Source organism: Gordonia sp. G4 (assembly GCF_057770005.1).
Map to the genome: position 1 here is coordinate 3,793,009 of NZ_CM173442.1, position 19,575 is coordinate 3,812,583.

General features: G+C 69.0%; 19 protein-coding genes. All 19 read left to right on the forward strand.

What is annotated here, in order from left to right:
* Positions 1 to 19 precede the first annotated feature (19 nt).
* The 19 genes from smc to AC3B5T_RS17095 all read left to right on the forward strand — a co-directional run bounded on the left by smc (position 20) and on the right by AC3B5T_RS17095 (position 19,568).
* On the forward strand, positions 20 to 3,628 hold the full coding sequence (gene smc / locus AC3B5T_RS17005; RefSeq protein WP_488357756.1) for a chromosome segregation protein SMC: 3,609 nt from the start codon (positions 20 to 22) through the stop codon (positions 3,626 to 3,628).
* The gene (ftsY, locus tag AC3B5T_RS17010; RefSeq protein WP_488357757.1) at positions 3,625 to 5,199 is read left to right on the forward strand and encodes a signal recognition particle-docking protein FtsY; all 1,575 of its coding nucleotides are present in this window, start codon (positions 3,625 to 3,627) and stop codon (positions 5,197 to 5,199) included. The genes smc and ftsY overlap by 4 nt, the downstream gene beginning before the upstream one ends.
* A gap of 231 nt (positions 5,200 to 5,430) precedes the next feature.
* Complete coding sequence (locus AC3B5T_RS17015; RefSeq protein ID WP_014926454.1) at positions 5,431 to 6,783, forward strand: ammonium transporter; 1,353 nt, start codon at positions 5,431 to 5,433, stop codon at positions 6,781 to 6,783.
* A 50-nt stretch (positions 6,784 to 6,833) separates the two neighbouring features.
* Positions 6,834 to 7,172 (forward strand): P-II family nitrogen regulator, encoded by a 339-nt coding sequence (locus AC3B5T_RS17020; protein WP_004572306.1) that lies wholly within the window; start codon positions 6,834 to 6,836, stop codon positions 7,170 to 7,172.
* A 110-nt stretch (positions 7,173 to 7,282) separates the two neighbouring features.
* On the forward strand, positions 7,283 to 9,823 hold the full coding sequence (locus AC3B5T_RS17025; RefSeq protein ID WP_010841592.1) for a [protein-PII] uridylyltransferase: 2,541 nt from the start codon (positions 7,283 to 7,285) through the stop codon (positions 9,821 to 9,823).
* Positions 9,824 to 9,860: 37 nt separating this feature from the next.
* On the forward strand, positions 9,861 to 11,423 hold the full coding sequence (gene ffh, locus AC3B5T_RS17030) for a signal recognition particle protein (protein ID WP_488357758.1): 1,563 nt from the start codon (positions 9,861 to 9,863) through the stop codon (positions 11,421 to 11,423).
* The gene (locus AC3B5T_RS17035) at positions 11,420 to 12,490 is read left to right on the forward strand and encodes an amidohydrolase family protein (RefSeq protein ID WP_488357759.1); all 1,071 of its coding nucleotides are present in this window, start codon (positions 11,420 to 11,422) and stop codon (positions 12,488 to 12,490) included. The genes ffh and AC3B5T_RS17035 overlap by 4 nt, the downstream gene beginning before the upstream one ends.
* A 473-nt stretch (positions 12,491 to 12,963) precedes the next feature.
* Positions 12,964 to 13,401, forward strand: coding sequence for a 30S ribosomal protein S16 (rpsP, locus tag AC3B5T_RS17040; protein ID WP_010841588.1), 438 nt, complete (start codon positions 12,964 to 12,966; stop codon positions 13,399 to 13,401).
* A complete protein-coding gene (locus AC3B5T_RS17045) occupies positions 13,398 to 13,640 on the forward strand; it encodes an RNA-binding protein (protein WP_004572301.1) in 243 nt (80 codons plus the stop codon). Before rpsP ends, AC3B5T_RS17045 begins: the two co-directional genes overlap by 4 nt.
* Positions 13,641 to 13,666: 26 nt before the next feature.
* Positions 13,667 to 14,200: a ribosome maturation factor RimM gene (gene rimM / locus AC3B5T_RS17050; RefSeq protein WP_010841587.1), complete on the forward strand. Its 534-nt coding sequence runs from the start codon at positions 13,667 to 13,669 to the stop codon at positions 14,198 to 14,200.
* Positions 14,200 to 14,919, forward strand: a complete 720-nt coding sequence (gene trmD / locus AC3B5T_RS17055; protein ID WP_010841586.1) for a tRNA (guanosine(37)-N1)-methyltransferase TrmD — start codon at positions 14,200 to 14,202, stop codon at positions 14,917 to 14,919. The genes rimM and trmD overlap by 1 nt, the downstream gene beginning before the upstream one ends.
* Before the next feature lie 36 nt (positions 14,920 to 14,955).
* Positions 14,956 to 15,300 carry a YbaB/EbfC family nucleoid-associated protein gene (locus AC3B5T_RS17060; protein ID WP_488357760.1) on the forward strand — a complete coding sequence of 115 codons (345 nt, stop codon included), beginning with the start codon at positions 14,956 to 14,958 and terminating at the stop codon, positions 15,298 to 15,300.
* Positions 15,287 to 15,643, forward strand: coding sequence for a hypothetical protein (locus AC3B5T_RS17065; protein WP_488357761.1), 357 nt, complete (start codon positions 15,287 to 15,289; stop codon positions 15,641 to 15,643). The genes AC3B5T_RS17060 and AC3B5T_RS17065 overlap by 14 nt, the downstream gene beginning before the upstream one ends.
* Positions 15,643 to 16,611, forward strand: coding sequence for a hypothetical protein (locus AC3B5T_RS17070; protein WP_488358781.1), 969 nt, complete (start codon positions 15,643 to 15,645; stop codon positions 16,609 to 16,611). The genes AC3B5T_RS17065 and AC3B5T_RS17070 overlap by 1 nt, the downstream gene beginning before the upstream one ends.
* A gap of 210 nt (positions 16,612 to 16,821) precedes the next feature.
* Positions 16,822 to 17,163, forward strand: a complete 342-nt coding sequence (gene rplS / locus AC3B5T_RS17075) for a 50S ribosomal protein L19 (RefSeq protein ID WP_004572295.1) — start codon at positions 16,822 to 16,824, stop codon at positions 17,161 to 17,163.
* Between the two features lie 18 nt (positions 17,164 to 17,181).
* Positions 17,182 to 18,036 carry a signal peptidase I gene (gene lepB / locus AC3B5T_RS17080; RefSeq protein ID WP_488357762.1) on the forward strand — a complete coding sequence of 285 codons (855 nt, stop codon included), beginning with the start codon at positions 17,182 to 17,184 and terminating at the stop codon, positions 18,034 to 18,036.
* A 10-nt stretch (positions 18,037 to 18,046) separates the two neighbouring features.
* Positions 18,047 to 18,736: a ribonuclease HII gene (locus tag AC3B5T_RS17085; RefSeq protein ID WP_010841581.1), complete on the forward strand. Its 690-nt coding sequence runs from the start codon at positions 18,047 to 18,049 to the stop codon at positions 18,734 to 18,736.
* The gene (locus AC3B5T_RS17090; RefSeq protein WP_005198978.1) at positions 18,733 to 19,044 is read left to right on the forward strand and encodes a DUF2469 domain-containing protein; all 312 of its coding nucleotides are present in this window, start codon (positions 18,733 to 18,735) and stop codon (positions 19,042 to 19,044) included. The genes AC3B5T_RS17085 and AC3B5T_RS17090 overlap by 4 nt, the downstream gene beginning before the upstream one ends.
* A 119-nt stretch (positions 19,045 to 19,163) precedes the next feature.
* On the forward strand, positions 19,164 to 19,568 hold the full coding sequence (locus AC3B5T_RS17095) for a YraN family protein (protein ID WP_010841580.1): 405 nt from the start codon (positions 19,164 to 19,166) through the stop codon (positions 19,566 to 19,568).
* The last annotated feature ends 7 nt before the right edge of the window (positions 19,569 to 19,575 follow it).

Below are 19,575 nucleotides of genomic sequence, written 5' to 3' on the forward strand. Positions count from 1 at the left end.
GTGAGTAGTCTGTACCGTCGTGCACCTCAAAAGCCTGACCCTGAAGGGCTTCAAGTCGTTCGCCTCGGCGACGACCCTGCGCTTCGAGCCGGGTATCACGTGCGTCGTCGGGCCCAACGGCTCCGGTAAGTCGAACGTCGTCGACGCCCTGACCTGGGTGATGGGCGAGCAGGGGGCCAAAGCGCTGCGCGGCGGGAAGATGCAGGACGTCATCTTCGCCGGCACGTCCGGCCGCCCGCCACTGGGCCGCGCCGAGGTGACGCTGACCATCGACAACGCCGACGGGGCGCTGCCCATCGAGTACTCCGAGGTGTCGATCACCCGCCGGATGTTCCGCGACGGGGCCGGCGAATACGAGATCAACGGCAGTTCGTGCCGGCTGATGGACGTGCAGGAGCTGCTGTCGGATTCGGGCATCGGCCGCGAGATGCACGTGATCGTCGGGCAGGGTCGGCTGTCGGCGATCCTCGAGTCCCGGCCCGAGGACCGACGTGCCTTCATCGAAGAGGCGGCCGGTGTCCTCAAACATCGCAAGCGCAAGGAAAAGGCAGTCCGCAAGCTCGACGCGATGCAGGCCAATCTGGCGCGCCTGACCGACCTGACCGCCGAACTCCGCCGTCAGCTCAAGCCGCTCGGTCGTCAGGCCGAGGTGGCACGCCGTGCGCAGACCGTGCAGGCCGACCTCCGCGACGCCCGGTTGCGTCTGGCCGCCGACGACCTCGTCACCCGCCGGATGGAGATGGCCGAACACGCCGCCGTCGAGGACGAGGTCCGCCGCAGGCAGGACGAGGTGGCCGCCGAGCTGGACCGCGCGAACGCGGAAGTGGCCGAACACGAACAGCATCTCGCCGAGATCACACCGGCCGCCGCTGCTGCGAACCGTGCGTGGTTCCGGTTGTCGGCGCTCGCCGAGCGCGTCGACGCGACCCGCCGGGTGGCCGCCGAACGCAGCCGATACCTCAGTGAGCCGGTGGGTGAGACGTCTGGGCCCGACCCCGACGAGCTCGACGAGCAAGCCCTCGAGGCGGCCGAACTCGAAGCCGAACTGACCGAGGGCGTCGAGATCGCCGCCGAGCAGCTCGAAACCGCCAGAGAAGTGCTCGGTGAGCGCGAATCGATCGCGGAAGCGGCCGAGGCCGCACATCTCGCCGCGGTCCGGGCCATCGCCGACCGGCGTGAGGGGCTCGCGCGGCTGGAGGGCCAGGTGGACAACCTGCGGACCCGCTCGGAGTCGGCCGACGCCGATGCCCAGCGCCTCACCGACGCGATCTCGACCGCCGTCGAACGGGCCGAAGTTGCTGTGACGCAACAGGATTCGACTGCGGGTGAGCTGGCGCAACTGGAGGCCGCCGAACGTGCGCTCGACGAACACCACGAACGCTGCGTCGCCGCGCTGAACCTGTCCAACGAGCGCGTGGCCACCTTGCAGGCCGCACACCGCGAGGCCGAGCACGCCATCGCCTCGTTGTCGGCGCGAGTCGACGCGCTCGCCATGGGCCTCGAACGAGGCGACGGTGGCGCGTGGTTGCTGGAGAACGCGCCCGACGGTCTCCTCGGTCCGATGTCGGAGCTGGTCACCGTCGAGCCGGGTTACGAGACCGCCATCGCCGGGGCGCTCGGACCTGCGGTCGACGGCATCGTCACCGTGGACGGGGTCGCCGCGGTGCGGGCGTTGGAGGCACTCAAGTCGGGCGACGGGGGACGGGCCGCGCTGATCTGTGGCGGACTCACCGGTCCGGATCGGCGGGGCGAGATCGCGTTGCCGGACGGGGCGAGGTGGGCCGCCTCGGTGGTCGACACCCGGCCGGAGATCCGCGGCGCCATCGACACCGTCCTGGCCGACACCGTGATCGTCGACGATCCCGCGCAAGGGCTCGAGCTCGCCCGCCGTCTCGGTGTACGCGCGGTGACCCCCGCCGGAGACCGCATCTCGGCGGCGTCGGTCGAAGGTGGCTCCTCGCGCCGGCCCTCCACGCTGGAGGTCCAGTCGGCCATCGACGCGGCGACCGCCGAACTCACCGCGACGCGCCGACGCGTCGAAGAACTGGAGGCGGCGCTCGACGGTGCGCTGACCGAACAGCACGAGCGCCGGGAGGCGGCCGAGGAGGCGCTCGCCGCCCTCCACGAGTCCGACGCCGGCGTCGGAGCGGCATACGAACAGATGGCCCGGCTCGGCCAGGAGATCCGGGCGGCTCGCGCCGAAGCCGACAAACTGACACGACAGCGGAACCTGCTCGAGAAAGGCCGCGCGGAAACCCTGCAGTCCCTGCAGGAACTCACCGAGCGACTCCGGCTGGCCCGGGACGAGTCCGACGCGGGGACCGAGATGTCGACCGACGACTCCGAGCGCGCCACCGCGTCGGCGGCCGTCGGCGTGGCGCGCAGCGCGGAGATGGAGGCCCGTCTGACGCTGCGGACCGCCGAAGAACGCCTGGCCTCGGTCCGCGGCAAGGCGGACTCGCTGCGCCGCGCCGCACAGCGCGAGCGAGAGGCACGCGAGCGGGCCCGTCGCCAGGACGAGATCCGGCGACAGGCCGCCGGGGTCGCGGCGGCCGTCGAACGCGCCGGCGCGCAGGTGAGTGAACGCCTCGCCGCCGCGGTGGCGTCGGCCCAGGCCGGACGCGACGAACTCGAGGAGATCCGGACCGCGCGCACCGCGACCCTGGACGAGCTGCGGGTGCGGGCAGGCGAACTGACCAGCACCCTGAACTCCCTGCGCGACACCGTCCACCGCGACGAGGTGGCGCGGGCCCAGGTCGCGTTGCGGATCGAGCAGCTCGAAGAGCAGGTCCTCGAGACCTTCGCGATCGCCCCCGACGATCTGATCGCCGAGTACGGTCCCGACGTGCCGATGCCCCCGTCGGCACTGGAGATGGCCGAGTACGAGCAGGCCAGGGAGCGCGGCGAGCAGGTCGTAGCCCCGGCCCCGATGCCGTACAACCGGGCGACCCAGGAAGCCCGTGCGAAGAAGGCGCAAAAGGACCTCAACACGCTCGGCAAGGTCAACCCGCTGGCACTGGAGGAGTTCGCCGCGCTCGAGGAGCGGTACAACTTCTTGTCGTCGCAGCTCGAAGACGTCAAGGCGGCGCGCAAAGACCTGCTCGACGTCGTCGAAGACGTCGACGCCCGCATCCTGCAGGTGTTCACCGAGGCCTATGCCGACGTGGAACGCGAATTCGCCCAGGTCTTCCAGACACTGTTCCCGGGTGGCGAGGGCCGACTCGTCCTCACCGAACCCGGCGACATGCTGACGACGGGCATCGAGGTCGAGGCGCGTCCGCCCGGCAAGAAGGTCAAGCGGCTCTCGCTGCTGTCGGGTGGGGAGAAGTCGCTGACCGCGGTCGCGATGCTGGTGGCGATCTTCCGCGCGCGTCCGTCCCCGTTCTACGTCATGGACGAGGTCGAGGCCGCACTCGACGACACCAACCTGCGGCGACTCATCACCCTGTTCGAGCAACTGCGAGAGAAGTCCCAGCTCATCGTCATCACCCACCAGAAGCCCACGATGGAGGTCGCGGACGCGCTCTACGGCGTCAGCATGCGCGGCGACGGCATCACGACGGTCATCTCGCAACGCATGCGCGGAGTGAACATGCCCGTCGGTCAACAGGAGGACACCAGCCAGTGAACACCGGAATCATCATCGGCATCGTCGTCGCGGTACTCGTCGTGATCGCGTTGATCGTGCTCGGTCTGGTGCTGTCGCGCCGCCGGCGCATCTCGCTGACCGACGAACGGCAGCCGGAGGTCGTCGACGGCACGACCCGTCAGGTCGACCGGTCCGGGGGATACCAGGCCGGATCGGGCTTCAGCTTCAGCCGCGGGGAGACCGCGCTCGCCGAACCGCCCCGACGCGAGCCGCAACCCCGGACCCCGGAACCCCCGGCGCCCGAGGTGGTGCGGCCCGCGGGGGACCGCACGGACGTGGACGGCCAGCCGGGTGTCGGCGACGACGCCGCGGTCCCGCGCGACTCGATCCGACGCGGCGTCACCGAGGTGTCGCTTCCCGAGCCGGACACAGCAGAGCCGGAGATCGCCGAACCCGAGACACCAGCGCCCGGGACACGGGAGTCCGAGGCGGCGGCGCCCGAGAGCACACTGCCGGAGACGGCCGATCCCGCGGTCGTCGAACCCGAGGTCGTCGAACCCGAGGTCACCGAACCCGGGGTCATCGAACCCGAGCCGGTCACGGCCGAGCCGGAACCGGAGACCGTCGAACCCGAGACGCGGGTGCCCGACGATGTCGCGCAGGCGACCTCGGCGCCACCGCTGGACGACATCGCGCCGACGGCCGGCCGGATCGGTCGCCTGCGTGGCCGTCTGTCCCGGTCGCAGGGCGCGATCGGCAAGGGAGTACTCGGACTCCTCGGTGCCGGCGACCTCGACGAGGACAGCTGGGAGGAGATCGAGGACACGCTCGTGATGGCCGACCTCGGCGCCTCGACCACGGCCGTCGTCGTCGAGACGCTGCGTACCGAACTCGCGGCCAATCCGGTCCGGACCGCGGGCGAGGCCCGCGCGTTGCTCAAGCGGGTCCTGGTCGACCAGCTCGACCCCACGCTCGACCGGTCCATCCGGGCGCTCCCGCACGCCGGCCGTCCCGCGGTCGTGCTCGTCGTGGGGGTCAACGGAACCGGGAAGACCACCACGACCGGCAAACTGGCGCGGGTGCTCGTCGCCGACGGACGCCGCGTCCTGCTCGGTGCCGCCGACACCTTCCGCGCCGCCGCCGCCGACCAGCTGCAGACCTGGGGCGAGCGGGTCGGTGCCGAGATCGTGCGCGGCAAGGAGCAGTCCGATCCGGCCGCGGTGGCGTTCGACGCGGTCGACCGCGGTATCGAGACCGGCGTCGACGTCGTCATGATCGACACCGCCGGACGCCTGCACACCAAGACCGGACTGATGGACGAGCTGGGCAAGGTCAAGCGCGTCGTCGAGAAGAAGGCGCCGGTCGACGAGGTGCTGCTCGTGCTCGACGCGACCGTCGGACAGAACGGGCTGATGCAGGCCCGCGTCTTCGCCGAGGTCGTCAACATCACCGGCGTCGTGCTCACCAAACTCGACGGCACCGCCAAGGGCGGCATCGTGTTCCACGTGCAGAAGGAGCTCGGGGTGCCGGTCAAGCTCGTCGGGCTCGGCGAAGGCGCGGACGATCTCGCACCCTTCGAGCCGGAGGCGTTCGTCGACGCCCTCCTGTGAATTCCCCGGGTGCTGCTGTGAATTCGGGATCTGTGATCGGAAACCTGGTGTTAGCGGTCGCCCGCCGAACCTGAGAGACGGCTCAGAGCCGAACTGGGGCGTTACATGGGCGAAATATAAACCGGCCAGGGGGTTACGCGCCTGAAACGTCGGGGCACCACGGCTGAAACCGACTGCGGACAATCTCTTTGGAGGCGCCGAGCCGTCGGCGCATCCTGAGGAGGTTTCGTAGTGGATTTGGCTCAGTTGCCAAACGAATCGTTTGGCCCGATAGACACGGGCAACACGGCATTCATGCTCGTGTCGGCCGCCATGGTGTTGCTGATGACCCCAGGTCTCGCCTTCTTCTACGGGGGGTTGGCGCGAGGCAAGTCTGTCCTGAACATGATGATGATGTCCTTCGGAGCACTGGCGACGGTGAGCGTCGTGTACGTGCTCTGGGGCTTCTCGATGTCGTTCAGCGATGGTTTCACCGGCAACAGCGACATCGGCGGCATCTTCGCGAACCCGTTCGCGCTGTTCGGGTCGGATCAGCTCATGAACACCATCGGGGAGGGTGACACCGAGCAGTACGTCACCGGCGGACTCAGCATCCCCGCCATCGTCTTCATGGGATTCCAGCTGACCTTCGCGGTCATCACCGTCGCGCTGATCAGCGGTGCGCTCGCCGAGCGGGTGAAGTTCTCGACCTGGCTCGTCTTCACCGTGCTGTGGTCGACGATCGTGTACTTCCCGCTGTCGCACATGGTGTGGGGTGGACTCGTCGGCGGCGGCGGCCTGCTTGGCGCCGGTGAGGACGGTCTGGCCGCCAAGATGTTCGGCGTCGACGAGGAGGGATCGGCCAATGTCGCACCCATCGACTTCGCCGGCGGCACCGTGGTCCACATCAACGCCGGTATCGCTGCACTGGTGCTCGTGCTCATCATCGGCAAGCGTGTCGGGTTCGGCCGTACCGCGTACCGTCCGCACAACATCCCGTTCGTCATGCTGGGTGCCGCACTCCTCTGGTTCGGATGGTTCGGGTTCAACGTCGGCTCCGAGCTGGGCGCCGACCTCCTCGCCGGACAGGTGTGGGTCAACACCACGGCGGCAACGGCCGCCGCGATCATCGGCTGGCTCGTCGTGGAGGTCATCCGCGACAAGCACGCGACGAGCGTCGGTGCCGCATCGGGCATCGTCGCCGGTCTGGTCGCCATCACCCCGGCCTGTGGTTCGCTGACGCCGGTCGGCTCGCTGATCCTGGGCCTCATCGCCGGTGCCCTCGCCGCGACGGCCATCGGGCTGAAGAACAAGTTCGGTTACGACGACTCGCTCGACGTCGTGGGGGTCCACCTCGTCGCCGGCCTGTGGGGCACCGTCGCGATCGGTCTCATCGGCAAGGACGTGGGCCTGTTCTGGGGCGGCGACTACAAGCAGCTCGTGGTCCAGGTCGTCATCGCCCTCTTCGCACTCGTGTTCACCGGTGTGCTCACCGCGATCATCGCCTTCGTCCTCAAGCCTCTGGGTTGGCGGGTCAGCGATGAGGACGAGAAGACCGGCATCGACGAGGCAGAACACGCCGAGACGGCCTATGAGCTGGCATGACGCTCGAGCCAAATCGCTACTACGCTGATTCCTGTGGAGAGGGATAACTAATGAAGCTGATCACTGCAATTGTCAAGCCGTTCACGCTCGAGGATGTCAAGGCCGGACTGGAGCAGGCCGGAATCCTCGGCATGACCGTCAGTGAGGTCCAGGGCTACGGACGCCAGAAGGGCCACACCGAGGTCTACCGCGGCGCGGAGTACTCGGTCGATTTCGTACCGAAGGTCCGTGTCGAGGTCGTCGTGGACGACGCGGCCGTGGACAAGGTGGTCGACGTGATCGTCGAGGCCGCTCGGACCGGCAAGATCGGTGACGGCAAGGTGTGGGTGTCGCCCGTCGAGTCCGTCGTCCGCGTCCGCACCGGCGAGCGTGGCGGCGACGCTCTGTAGCGAGCCCGTGCTGCGTTGACGAACTCCGGTGAACGGCCCCGTGCCCGACGACCAGTCGGGCGCGGGGCCGTACCATTCGGCAGCGCGAATCATCCTCTCTCCCTCACACTTTGGAGGCAGTCGTAAGCGCCGCAGACCTGGCCAAGACCCGACGGCAACTCACCGAATCCGGCCGTTCGGGAAAACTCGACGCACCGGCATTGCGCCAGGTGCTCGTCGACCTGCACGAGTTCTGGCTGACCAGCAAGGGCGCCGAACTCGGCATCAAGCCGCACAGTGGCTTCGCGATCGTCGCCGTCGGCGGACTCGGGCGCGGCGAGATGCTCCCGTACTCCGACCTCGATCTGATCCTGCTGCACGACGACATGCCCGCCGAACGGGTGTCCGAGGTGGCCGACGGTCTCTGGTATCCGTTGTGGGACGCCAACATCCCGCTCGACCACAGCGTCCGGACGGTGCCGCAGGCGATGCAGGTCGCGGGTGACGACGTCACCGCGGCGCTCGGCTTGCTCGAAGCCCGCCACATCGCCGGCGACGAGGACCTGTCCACCCTGCTGATCAGCGGCGTCCGCCAGCAGTGGCGCAACGACATCCGCAATCGGTTCCCCGAAGTCGTCTCCCACGCCCAGGACCGCTGGCGGCGCGCGGGCGACATCGCGCACCGTGCCGAACCGGACCTCAAGAACGGCCGGGGCGGGTTGCGCGACGTGCAGCTCCTGGGAGCACTGGCGATCGCTCAGCTCACCCACGGGATGGCGAGCCTGCGGCCCGACTCGCCCGGCGCCGGACCGCAGGTCGCCTACACGCGGCTCCTCGACATCCGCACCGAACTGCACCGCATCGCCGGGCGTCCCCGCGAGCACGTGCAGGCGCAGGACGCCGACGAGATCGGGGCTGCGCTCCGGATCGGGGACCGGTTCGATCTCGCCCGGGTCATCAGCGACTCGGCCCGCACCGTCAGCTACTCCATCGACGTCGGCCTGCGGACCGCCGGCAACGCCCTGCCGCGCCGCGGACTGGCGAAGCTTCGGCGCTCGCCCCTGCGCCGTCCGCTCGACGAGGGCGTGGTCGAGCACAGTGGCGAGATCGTCCTGGCGCGCAACGCGATCCCGAGCAAGGACCCGGGCCTCATCCTGCGCGTGGCGGCGGCGTCGGCACGCACCGGTCTGCCCATCAGCGCTTCGACGCTGAGCCGACTGGCCGACTACGCGCCGGAACTCCGCGAGCCGTGGCCCGCCGAGGCGCGCAGCGACCTGCTCGTCCTGCTGAGTTCGGGACACCACATGGTCGACCCGATCGAGGCGCTCGACCGCACGGGACTGTGGGGACGGCTGCTGCCGGAATGGGGTGCGGTCCGCGACCTCCCGCCCCGCGACGCCATCCACACCTGGACCGTCGACCGGCACCTCGTGGAGACGGCCGCTTATGCGAGCGCGATGACCACGCGGGTGTCCCGGCCCGACCTCCTCGTGCTCGGTGCGCTCATCCACGACCTGGGCAAGGGCCGGGGTGCCGATCACAGCATCGTCGGCGCGGATCTGGCGGTCCAGGTCGGCAACCGGTTCGGACTCTGGCCGCAGGATGTGGCGATCCTCTCCGACATGGTGCGCCACCACCTGTTGCTCCCGCAGGTCGCCACCCGTCGCGACCTCGACGACCCGGCCACCGCCGAATCCGTCGTCGAGACCCTCGGACACAATCGGGTGCTCCTGGAACTCCTCGCCGCACTTGCCGAGGCGGACTCCCTGGCCACCGGTCCGGGGGTGTGGGGGGAGTGGAAGGCCTCGCTCATCCTCGACCTCGTCCGCCGATCGATGCGACTCATCGACGGGGAGGAGCCCAGCGCGCCGGAACCGCTGACCGCCGAACAGCTCGCGACTGCGGCCGAGGGGGACTTCGCGGTGCGGCTCGTCCGGGCGGACGGCCAGCACACCTACCGCGTCACGATGGTCGCGCCGGACCAGCCCGGCCTGCTGTCGAAGATGGCCGGGGTGCTGGCCCTCGGTGGGTTGCGATCCCATTCGGCCTCCGCGCAGAGTGCCGACGGCAAGGCGATCAACTCCTTCCAGGTGGTCCCGATGTTCGGGAGTCCGCCCGATGCCGGTCTGTTGCGTCAGCAGCTCATCGCTGCCGTCGACGGCAAGATCGACGTCCTCGCGCGGCTCGACGCACGCGAACGGGACTCGCCGATCCCGACGATCGGGACGGTCAGCACGATTCCCGGCACCGTCGTGACGATCGGCGCGAGCGCGGGCAGCACCGATCCCGAGGTGGACGGGGCCGGGCATCCGAAGAACGCGGTGCCCGCGCTGTTCGCCGTCGCACCGCCACGGGTGACGTGGCTCGACGCACCCGCGGGGGAGGCGGTGCTGGAAGTCCGCTCGGATGACCGCATCGGCCTGCTCAGCCGGGTCAGCGCGGTCCTGGAGCAGCGGGGCGCCGACATCCGATGGGCCAAGGTGTCGACTCTGGGCACCACCGGCGTGGACATCTTCGGCCTCCGGCTGGCGACCGACACCGAGGACGCGCGGGCCGAACTGGCCGAGGCCGTCGTCGCGGTCTGTCCGCCTCCGCGGCCGGTGCGCGAGGAAGACGGCGACGGGCCCCAGTCCTACGGCGGGACCGGCCGGTCCGGAGTGCCCATCTCCTAGATGTTCGGTCCCGGGACCCACATGGAAGGATGGGACCATGTTCGATTCCCTCTCCGACCGGTTGACCGGTGCCCTGAAGGATCTGCGTGGCAAGGGGCGGCTGTCCGACGCGGACATCGACCGCACCTGCCGCGAGATCCGGCTCGCGCTGCTCGAGGCGGACGTCTCGCTCGCGGTGGTCCGGTCCTTCATCGCCCGGATCAAGGAGCGCGCCAAGGGTGCGGAGGTCTCCGGGGCGCTGAATCCGGCGCAGACGGTCGTCAAGATCGTCAACGAGGAACTCGTCGGCATTCTCGGCGGCGAGACCCGGCGAGTGCGGTTCGCCAAGAACCCGCCGACCGTCATCATGCTGGCCGGCCTCCAGGGCGCCGGTAAGACGACGCTCGCCGGAAAGCTGGGTAACTGGCTCAAGCAGCAGGGGCACACGCCGCTGCTCGTCGCCTGTGACCTGCAGCGGCCGGGCGCGGTCTCGCAGCTGCAGATCGTCGGTGAACGCGCCGGTGTGCCGGTGTTCGCGCCGCATCCGGGCACGAGCGTGGGCGGTGAGGGCACGCTCGGCGTGACCGCGGGCGATCCGGTCTCGGTCGCGCAGGCCGGTGTGGACGAGGCACGCAGCAAGCACTACGACGTCGTGGTCATCGACACCGCCGGCCGTCTGGGCATCGACGCCGAGCTGATGAAGCAGGCGTCCGACATTCGCGACGCGACCTCGCCCGACGAGGTGCTGTTCGTCGTCGACGCGATGATCGGCCAGGACGCGGTGACCACCGCCGAGGCCTTCGCCGACGGCGTGGGTTTCACCGGCGTCGTGCTGACCAAGCTCGACGGTGATGCGCGCGGTGGTGCGGCGCTGTCGGTGCGTGAGGTGACCGGCCAGCCGATCATGTTCGCGTCATCGGGCGAGAAGCTCGAGGACTTCGACGTCTTCCATCCCGACCGCATGGCCAGCCGCATCCTCGGGATGGGCGACGTGCTGTCGCTCATCGAGCAGGCCGAACAGCACTGGGATGCGCAGCAGGCCGAAGCGGCTGCCGCCAAGATCACGCAGGGCGAGCTGACCCTCGAGGACTTCCTCGAGCAGATGCTGATGATCCGCAAGATGGGCCCGATCGGCAACATCCTGGGCATGTTGCCCGGCGCCGGCCAGATGAAGGACGTGCTGTCGCAGGTCGACGACAAACAACTCGACCGGGTCCAGGCGATCATCCGCGGCATGACTCCCGCCGAACGCGACAACCCGAAGATCATCAATGCCTCGCGCCGCATCCGTATCGCCAACGGGTCGGGTGTGACGGTGAGCGAGGTCAACCAGCTCGTCGACCGGTTCTTCGAGGCCCGGAAGATGATGGCGCAGATGTCGGGTCGGATGGGCATGGGCGGGATGAACCGCAAGTCCAACCGCAAGAAGGGCAAGGGCAAGAAGGGTAAGGGCCGCGGCCCCACGCCGCCGAAGGTGCGCGGCGGTTTCCCGGGCATGCCAGGCGGTATGCCGGCCGGGTTCCCGGACCTGTCGAACATGCCGGCCGGCCTCGATCAGCTGCCGCCGGGGCTCGAGGGTCTCGACGTGTCGCAGCTCCAGCAGCCCAAAAAGAAGAAGTGACCCGGCACTATCGCGGCACCGACCCGCTGACCGCCGAGCCCATCGAGTTCTGGGTCGACGGTGACACCATCAGTGCCACACCGGTTCCCGACGCCGAGACGGCGGTCGACGGCGGCTGGATCCTGCCGGGACTCGTCGATGCCCACAATCATGTGGGCATCGCACCCGGCCTCGGTGTCGACATCGAGCAGGCCCGCGGGTTCGCCTATGCCGATGCCCGGGCGGGCACCCTGCTGATCCGCGAGGTCGGGTCGCCGCTGGACACTCACCCGCTCGACGACGATCCCGCGTGCCCTCGTTTCATCCGCTCGGGCAAGCACATCGCACGGCCCAAGCGGTACCTGCGCGACTACGGCGTCGACCTCGACGATCCGGACGAACTGGCGGCCGAGGTGGCCCGGCAGGCGCAGGCCGGCGACGGCTGGGTGAAGATCGTCGGGGACTGGATCGATCGCGAGGTCGGCGACCTGGCCCCGCTGTGGTCGCGTGCGCAGATCGAGTCGGCGGTCGCCGTGGCGCACGAGCACGGCGCGCGGATCACCGCCCACGTCTTCGGAACGGACGCGCTGGTCGACCTGATCGGCGCCGGCGTGGACTGCATCGAGCACGGCACCGGGTTGACCGACGATCTGATCGATCAGCTCGTCGACCGCTCGATTGCTCTCGTGCCCACCATGATCCAGGTCGAGAACTTCCCCGGGATCGCCGACGGCGCCGAGCGCTTCCCGACCTATGCCGCGCACATGCGCGCTCTGCACGCCGGTGCGCCGAAGGTGTTCGACGCCGCGCGCGAGGCCGGAGTGCAGATCTTCGCCGGGACCGATGCGGGCGGATTCGTCGAACACGGTCGTATCGTCGACGAGATCGAGGCGTTGTCCGGCATCGGCCTGGGTCCCGCGGCCGCGATCGCGGCCGCCTCGACGAACGCCCGGCGCTGGCTCGGCGCCGACGTCCTGGAGGACGGGCATCGCGCCGACTTCGTGGTCTATGCGGCCGACCCCTGCGACGATCTGGGCGTCCTGCGACACCCGCTAGCAGTGGTGTCGTCGGGGCGCCACATCGTGTGAGCAACGACACACGACGGCCTCTGGTTGGCGTTCTTACCGCCACGTAACGTAGCAACGGCGTTGCAACGGTTCTCCTATCTGCGAACCGGATCAGTCCACGCCGGATCCTCTCAGCCTGGGTTCGGCGACGCGGAACCGTCGGAGCCAGGGGTCGAGGGAGGCTCCGGCGGTGTCGCGAGCCCGGACACCGATGAGCCGACACCGATGAGTGACGGAAGAGCGACGTACGGCATGTGGTCGTCCTCGCGGGGTGGGTGACCACATGCCGGTACATCGGCGCCTCCGACTCCGGCATCGCTCACCGCCCGGTCGTCGGATTCGGTGTCCGCGGTCCGGTCTGGCACAATGGCTCGCTGGTTCGTCGGATCCGGTTACGGCCGCCCGACGGTCACACCGATACAGACGCAAAACCGGGTCCGCCATTCCGGGCGGACTGCTGAATTGCGCAGTGACCACACGAAAGAGAAGTAGACATGGCTGTCAAGATCAAGCTCACGCGGCTCGGCAAGATCCGCAACCCGCAGTACCGCATCGTCGTCGCCGACGCCCGCACCCGCCGCAACGGCCGGGTCATCGAGACCATCGGCAAGTACCACCCCAAGGAAGAGCCCTCGCTGATCGAGGTCGACTCCGAGCGCGCCCAGTACTGGCTGGGAGTCGGCGCGCAGCCGACCGAGCCCGTGGCCGCCATCCTCAAGGTGACCGGTGACTGGCAGAAGTACAAGGGCCTGCCGGGCGCCGAGGGCACCCTGAAGACCGCCGAGGCCAAGCCGTCGAAGCTCGACCTGTTCAACGCCGCGCTCGCCGCCGCCGACAACGAGCCCGTCGCCGCCGCGACCACCCCGAAGAAGAAGGCCGCCAAGAAGGACGACGAGGCTGCCGAGGCGCCCGCCGCCGAGGGTGACGCGTGAGCGCAGTCGTCGCCGACGCGGTCGAGCACCTGGTCCGCGGAATCGTCTCCAACCCCGATGACGTCAGGGTCGACCTCGTCACAGGCCGCCGTGGGCGGCTCGTCGAGGTGCACGTGAACCCCGACGATCTCGGCAAGGTGATCGGGCGCAACGGTCGTACCGCGACCGCGCTGCGCACCCTGGTCTCCGGAATCGGCGGACGCGGGATGCGCGTCGACATCGTCGACACCGACCGCTGACCGAGAACCCGAACACCGAACGCATCGTGGATCTCGTCGTCGGCCGTGTGGTCAAGTCACATGGAATCCGTGGGGAGATCGTCGTGGACGTCCGCACGGACGAGCCCGAGGTGCGTTTTGCCCCGAACGCGGTGCTGCGCGGCCGTCTGCCGCGTGGTGCCGGGGAACGGGACTTCACCATCACAGCCGCCCGGGAGCATTCCGGGCGGCTGTTGGTGTCCCTGGCCGGCGTCGCGGACCGGAATTCGGCCGACGCCCTGCGCGGCACGCTGTTCCTCATCGACTCCTCGCAGGTGGAGCCCTCCGACGACCCGGACGAGTTCTACGATCACGAACTCGAAGGCGTGCCCGTGCAACTGGTCGACGGCGCCGCGGTCGGCGTCGTCGAATCGGTCCTGCACCTGCCCGGCGGCGAGTTGCTGTCGGTGCGGACGACCGACGGCCGCGAGGTGCTCGTCCCGTTCGTGCGGGAGATCGTGCCGAGCGTCAGTCGCGAACTGATCGTGATCGACCCACCCGAGGGATTGCTGGATCCGGATTCGATCGACGAGGCGCCGTGATGCGCCTCGACGTCGTGTCGATCTTTCCCGAATATCTCGATCCGCTCCGAGTTGCGCTGCTGGGCAAGGCGATCGATGCCGGACGAATCAGCGTCACGGTGCACGACCTGAGGAACTGGACGCACGACGTCCACCGCAGCGTGGACGACTCGCCCTACGGAGGCGGACCCGGGATGGTCATGAAGCCCGACGTCTGGGGTCCGTGCCTCGACGAGGTGTGCCCCGACGACGCGTTGCTGATCGTGCCGACCCCCGCCGGCGTGCCGTTCACCCAGGAGACCGCCCGTCGCTGGAGCGCGGAGAAGCACCTGGTGTTCGCCTGCGGCCGATATGAGGGCATCGACCAGCGCGTCTTCGACGACGCCGCCCGGCGGGTGCGCGTCGAAGAGGTGTCCCTCGGCGATTTCGTCCTCATCGGGGGAGAGGTCGCGGTCATGGCGATGATCGAGGCGACCGTGCGTCTCCTCGACGGTGTGCTCGGCAATCCTCGGTCGCATCAAGAGGATTCGTTCTCCGACGGCCTGCTCGAAGGTCCGAGCTACACACGGCCGGTGACCTGGCGTGGTCTCGACGTCCCGTCGGTGCTTCTCAGTGGCGACCACGCGAAGGTGGCCCGGTGGCGTGCGGAACAGGCCCTCGAACGCACGCGCGCGCGACGACCCGACCTTCTCACGGACGCTGTGGACTCCGCCACGGACCATCCGCGCGATCCGGGCTAGGATTCGCGAGGGATTCGACTCGCAGGGGGTTCGGGGATGCAGGGGTATTCGGCCATGGTCGACGAACTCGACCGGCAGCGCAGCGAACTCGAACGCATCCGGAAAGCGTTGTCGCAGCTGACCTCTCGGGCCACCAGTCACGACCGGCTCGTCGCGGTGACGGTCGACGCGCGTGGACTCGCGGTGGACATCGCGATCGAACCCGCCGCACTTCGACGCTACCGCGCGGATCAGCTGTCGACCCTTCTCACCACGCTGATCGCCGAAGCGGACACCGCCCTGCGCACCCGATCCGCCGAAGTGCTCTCCACCGCAGCAGATCTGCCGATCGATTACGCCGACGCCCGTCTCGAGCGCGTGGTGACCGATGGCGACTCCTGATCCGGTCCCGGTCGCGGACGCCGATCGCCACCGGGTCGCGGCGGACACCGGCGCGGCCGCCGCACTGGCGCTGCGTGTCGCGGAGGCGACGGTGGGACTCGCGGACGTGCGAGCCCAACTCTCCGCGCTTCTCCGCGACGTCGACGCGGCGGTGGGCGTCGGTGACCCGGCTCGAGCATTCCGGCAGGGTTTCTCGCCGGCGGTCGCGGCGGCCGCCGAGTCCCTGTACGACGCGGAGAACCGGCTCGATGCGCACCGGCAGGCCCTGGTGTCCGGCGTGGATGCGCTCCTCGCCACCGACGCCGAAGCGTCCACGCGTATCGGTCGGGGGGACGTCCGATGATGCCGGACGAGGCCGAGCGGATCGCCGAGAGGCTGGCACCCGGGACGTGGCCGACTGCCGACACCGCCGCCCTGCGCGACTCGGCGCAGCGCGCCCGCGAACTGGCGGATGCACTGGACGGCCTCGCCGGAGCGGTGGCGTCGGCGACCGACTCGTACACGGGGGATGAGGGTGCGGCCGGCCGGTTTCACCAGGCCGTCGTGGACGGCCTCGGACGGAGCGCCGCGGCCGATCTGCCCGGGGCGGCGGACCGGCTTCGCGCACTGGGGACGTCGCTGGACGCCTATGCCCGGACGGTGACCGAGACCCGGCAGCAGATGTCGGTGATCGCGCTGATCGCCGACCGCGACGTGCGGCGCGCGGAGGTAAATTCCGCGATCGGTGACGACACGTGGCGCGTCGAAGCCGCGAGCACGGGCCGGATGGCACTCACCGCCGCCGGCGACGACCACACCGAACGGTCGGGCGAGGCGGGGCAGAGCGCGGGTGCGCCCGCGGCGACGAGCGGCATGATGCCGATGATGCCGCTCGGGGCGATGGGCGCGGCGGGAGCGGTGGCCGCCGGTGTCGGCGGTCTGGCCGGCGCCGCCGCGCGCACCGGCCGCGATGGGGTCGGCGCCGCTGACCTGACCTGGTTGCGGGCGAGAGCCGAGCGACTGCAGACGACGGTTCCGTCGTCGATCGCCGGCTGGTTCCGGACGGCGGTGGGGGTGGGGACCGGTGCACGAGGAACGCGGGTGGTCGTCGTGGGTACCAACGACCCGCAGCCATATCAACGGGCCGGGGTGGAACTCGCCGACGACGAGGCGCTCACCGCCGACGGGCGGGCGCCGGAACTCGCGATTCTCGACCACATGGTGCACGCCGGAGTCACGCCCACCGCGATCGCCGCGGCGACCCCGATGGACCCGGCCACCGTCTCCGCCTTGCAGGCCGACAATGTGGTGGTCGTCGGCCCGCGCGTGTAGTGCCGCACCGCGATTTCGTCGGCCCGGGGTGTCTCTGGCACAATAGTCGGGTTGCCTGCCGACGATGCCCCGTCTCCGGGGCCGTCCGTGACCTCGACGTCAGTGACACCGTCGGCAGCGACGCCAACGACTCGGAGCACGAACCGGTCGAGCCCACGGGCCGCCAGGTTCCTCTGCTCAACGTTTTCCGCCAGACAAGGACCACGCCACATGAACACGCTCGATTTCCTCGACAAGCAGTCCCTCCGCGACGACGTGCCGGACTTCGGCCCCGGCGACACCCTCGACGTCCACGTCAAGGTCATCGAGGGCAGCAAGGAGCGCGTCCAGGTGTTCAAGGGCGTCGTCATCCGTCGTCAGGGTGGCGGCGTGCGCGAGACGTTCACCGTCCGCAAGGTGTCCTTCGGCGTCGGCGTCGAGCGCACCTTCCCCGTGCACAGCCCGAACATCGCCAAGATCGACGTCCTCACCCGCGGTGACGTCCGTCGCGCCAAGCTCTACTACCTGCGTGACCTGCGCGGCAAGGCAGCCAAGATCAAGGAAAAGCGCTGACGCGTCTAACCTGACGAGGTGGCCGACACACAGCGACCCCACGACGCCCCCGGCGGCGACCGCGACGAGGACGCCAAGCGTCCATGGCGGTTGAAGACCGACCGGGACGACCCATCCGACGAGCGCGGCAAGCGTACATCCGGATCGGGTTCGCTCCTGCGCGAAGTCGTGATCATCGTGGGGTGCGTCTTGCTCCTCACCTGGGTTCTGCAGACCTTCATCGGTCGGCAGTACGTGATCCCGTCGGAGTCGATGGAGTCGACCCTCATCGGCTGCGACGGCTGCACGAACGACCGCATCGTGATCGACAAGCTCACCTACCGGTTCGGTGATCCGCAGCCCGGCGACGTCGTCGTCTTCAAGGGGCCGTCGGAGTCGTGGAACGGCGCCTGGGTGTCACCCCGGTCGACGAATCCGGTGATGCACAAGGCGCAGGACGCCCTCTCGTGGTTCGGTTTCGCGCCGCCCGACGAGAACAATCTCGTCAAGAGGGTCATCGCCACCGGCGGTCAGACCGTCGAATGCCGTAACGACGAGGGCGTCGGCGTCAAGGTCGACGGCCGCCCGCTGCGTGAGCCCTACATCGACATGAAGCTCCAGGAGGAGACGGTCGCCTCGTTCGGGCCCGGCGTGGCCGGTCCGGGCAATCAGGTGCCCCCGTGTCTCGGCCCCGACTTCGGTCCGATCAAGGTTCCCGAGGGCAATGTGTGGGTGATGGGTGACAACCGCCTGAACTCGCAGGACTCGCGCTACCACGTCGAGGACCGGTACCAGGGCACGGTCCCGGTGAGCGATATCCGCGGCAAGGTCCGTTTCATCATCTATCCCTTCTCGCGGATCGGTGGTGTCGGTTCGTTCAATCCGCAGCAGTGATGGGTGAGCCGTGACGACTCGATGGCCTCCGCGTTCGCCCGTCCGTCGCGCTGCCGGCCTGCGGACGTTCGAGTTCGCACTGCACCGCCAGGGTCTCGGGCCGGTGGCCGGTGTCGACGAAGCCGGTCGCGGTGCGTGTGCCGGGCCCCTCGTGGTCGCGGCGTGCGTGCTCAAACCGACCCAGCTCGCATCCCTCGCCGATCTCGACGACTCCAAGAAGCTGACCGAGCGGACACGTGAGGGGCTGTACCGATCGGTGACGCGCTACGCACAGAGCTGGAGCGCGGTGATCATCGAGGCCGCAGAGATCGATCGCATCGGCATCCACGTCGCCAACATCGAAGGCATGCGGCGCGCGGTGGCGGCACTCGACGTGAAGCCCGGTTACGTGCTGTCCGACGGTTTCGCGGTGCCGGGGCTGACCGCGCCGTCGCTGCCGGTGATCGGGGGAGACGGGGCCGCCGCGTGCATAGCCGCCGCCAGCATCATCGCGAAGGTCACCAGAGACCGCATCATGATCGCCATGGACGACGACCTGCCCGGGTACGACTTCGCCATCCACAAGGGCTACAGCACGGCGTTGCACATGTCGCGCATCGACGCGGCAGGCCCGTCGCCACAACACCGCATGTCGTACCGTAATGTCGCGGCACGTGTGGTCACCAGCGCAAACGACAACAGGGATAGGCTGACAGGATGAGTGCTGAGGATCTCGAGAAGTACGAAACCGAGATGGAACTCTCTCTGTACCGCGAGTACAAGGACATCGTCGGGCAGTTCACCTATGTGGTGGAGACGGAGCGGCGCTTCTACCTCGCCAACGCCGTCGAGATGATCCCGCGCAACACCGACGGCGAGGTGTACTTCGAACTCCGGATGAGCGATGCGTGGGTGTGGGACATGTACCGCCCGGCGCGCTTCGTCAAGCAGGTTCGCGTGATCACGTTCAAGGACGTCAACATCGAAGAGCTCGAGAAGCCGGAACTCCGACTGCCTGACGAACCCTGATCCCGCGCCCGCTCTCAAGTGAGAGCGCAGCTGTTGACAGAGCCCTGATCGTCCACAGATCAGGGCTCTGCTCGTATTCGAGCGGTGATCGAAAGCGGTTCTGCGCGACGCTGATCGGCATGAGTGCTGAACCGCGCGGACATCCCCGCCCCGATCGACGCGGACACATCGGCCGGCTCGGTGAGGATGTGGCCGCGGACTATGCGACATCGCTGGGTTGGACTGTCCTGGAACGCAATTGGCGTACCCGATACGGCGAACTCGATCTCGTCGCGGCCGACGGATCGATCCTGGTGATCGTCGAGGTCAAGACCCGCGCGAGTCGCACCTACGACGATCCGGTCATGGCGGTCACGCCGACGAAGCTCGCGCGGATGCGCCGGCTCGCCCGGTTGTGGCTCGCCGCGCAGGACCGCCGGTGGTCGCAGATCCGGTTCGACGTGGTCAGTGTGCGGCTCGACCAGGCCGCACCCGACGACCTGGCCCGTGCGCGCGTTCGGCATCACCGCGGCGTCTACGTCTGAGCTGAAC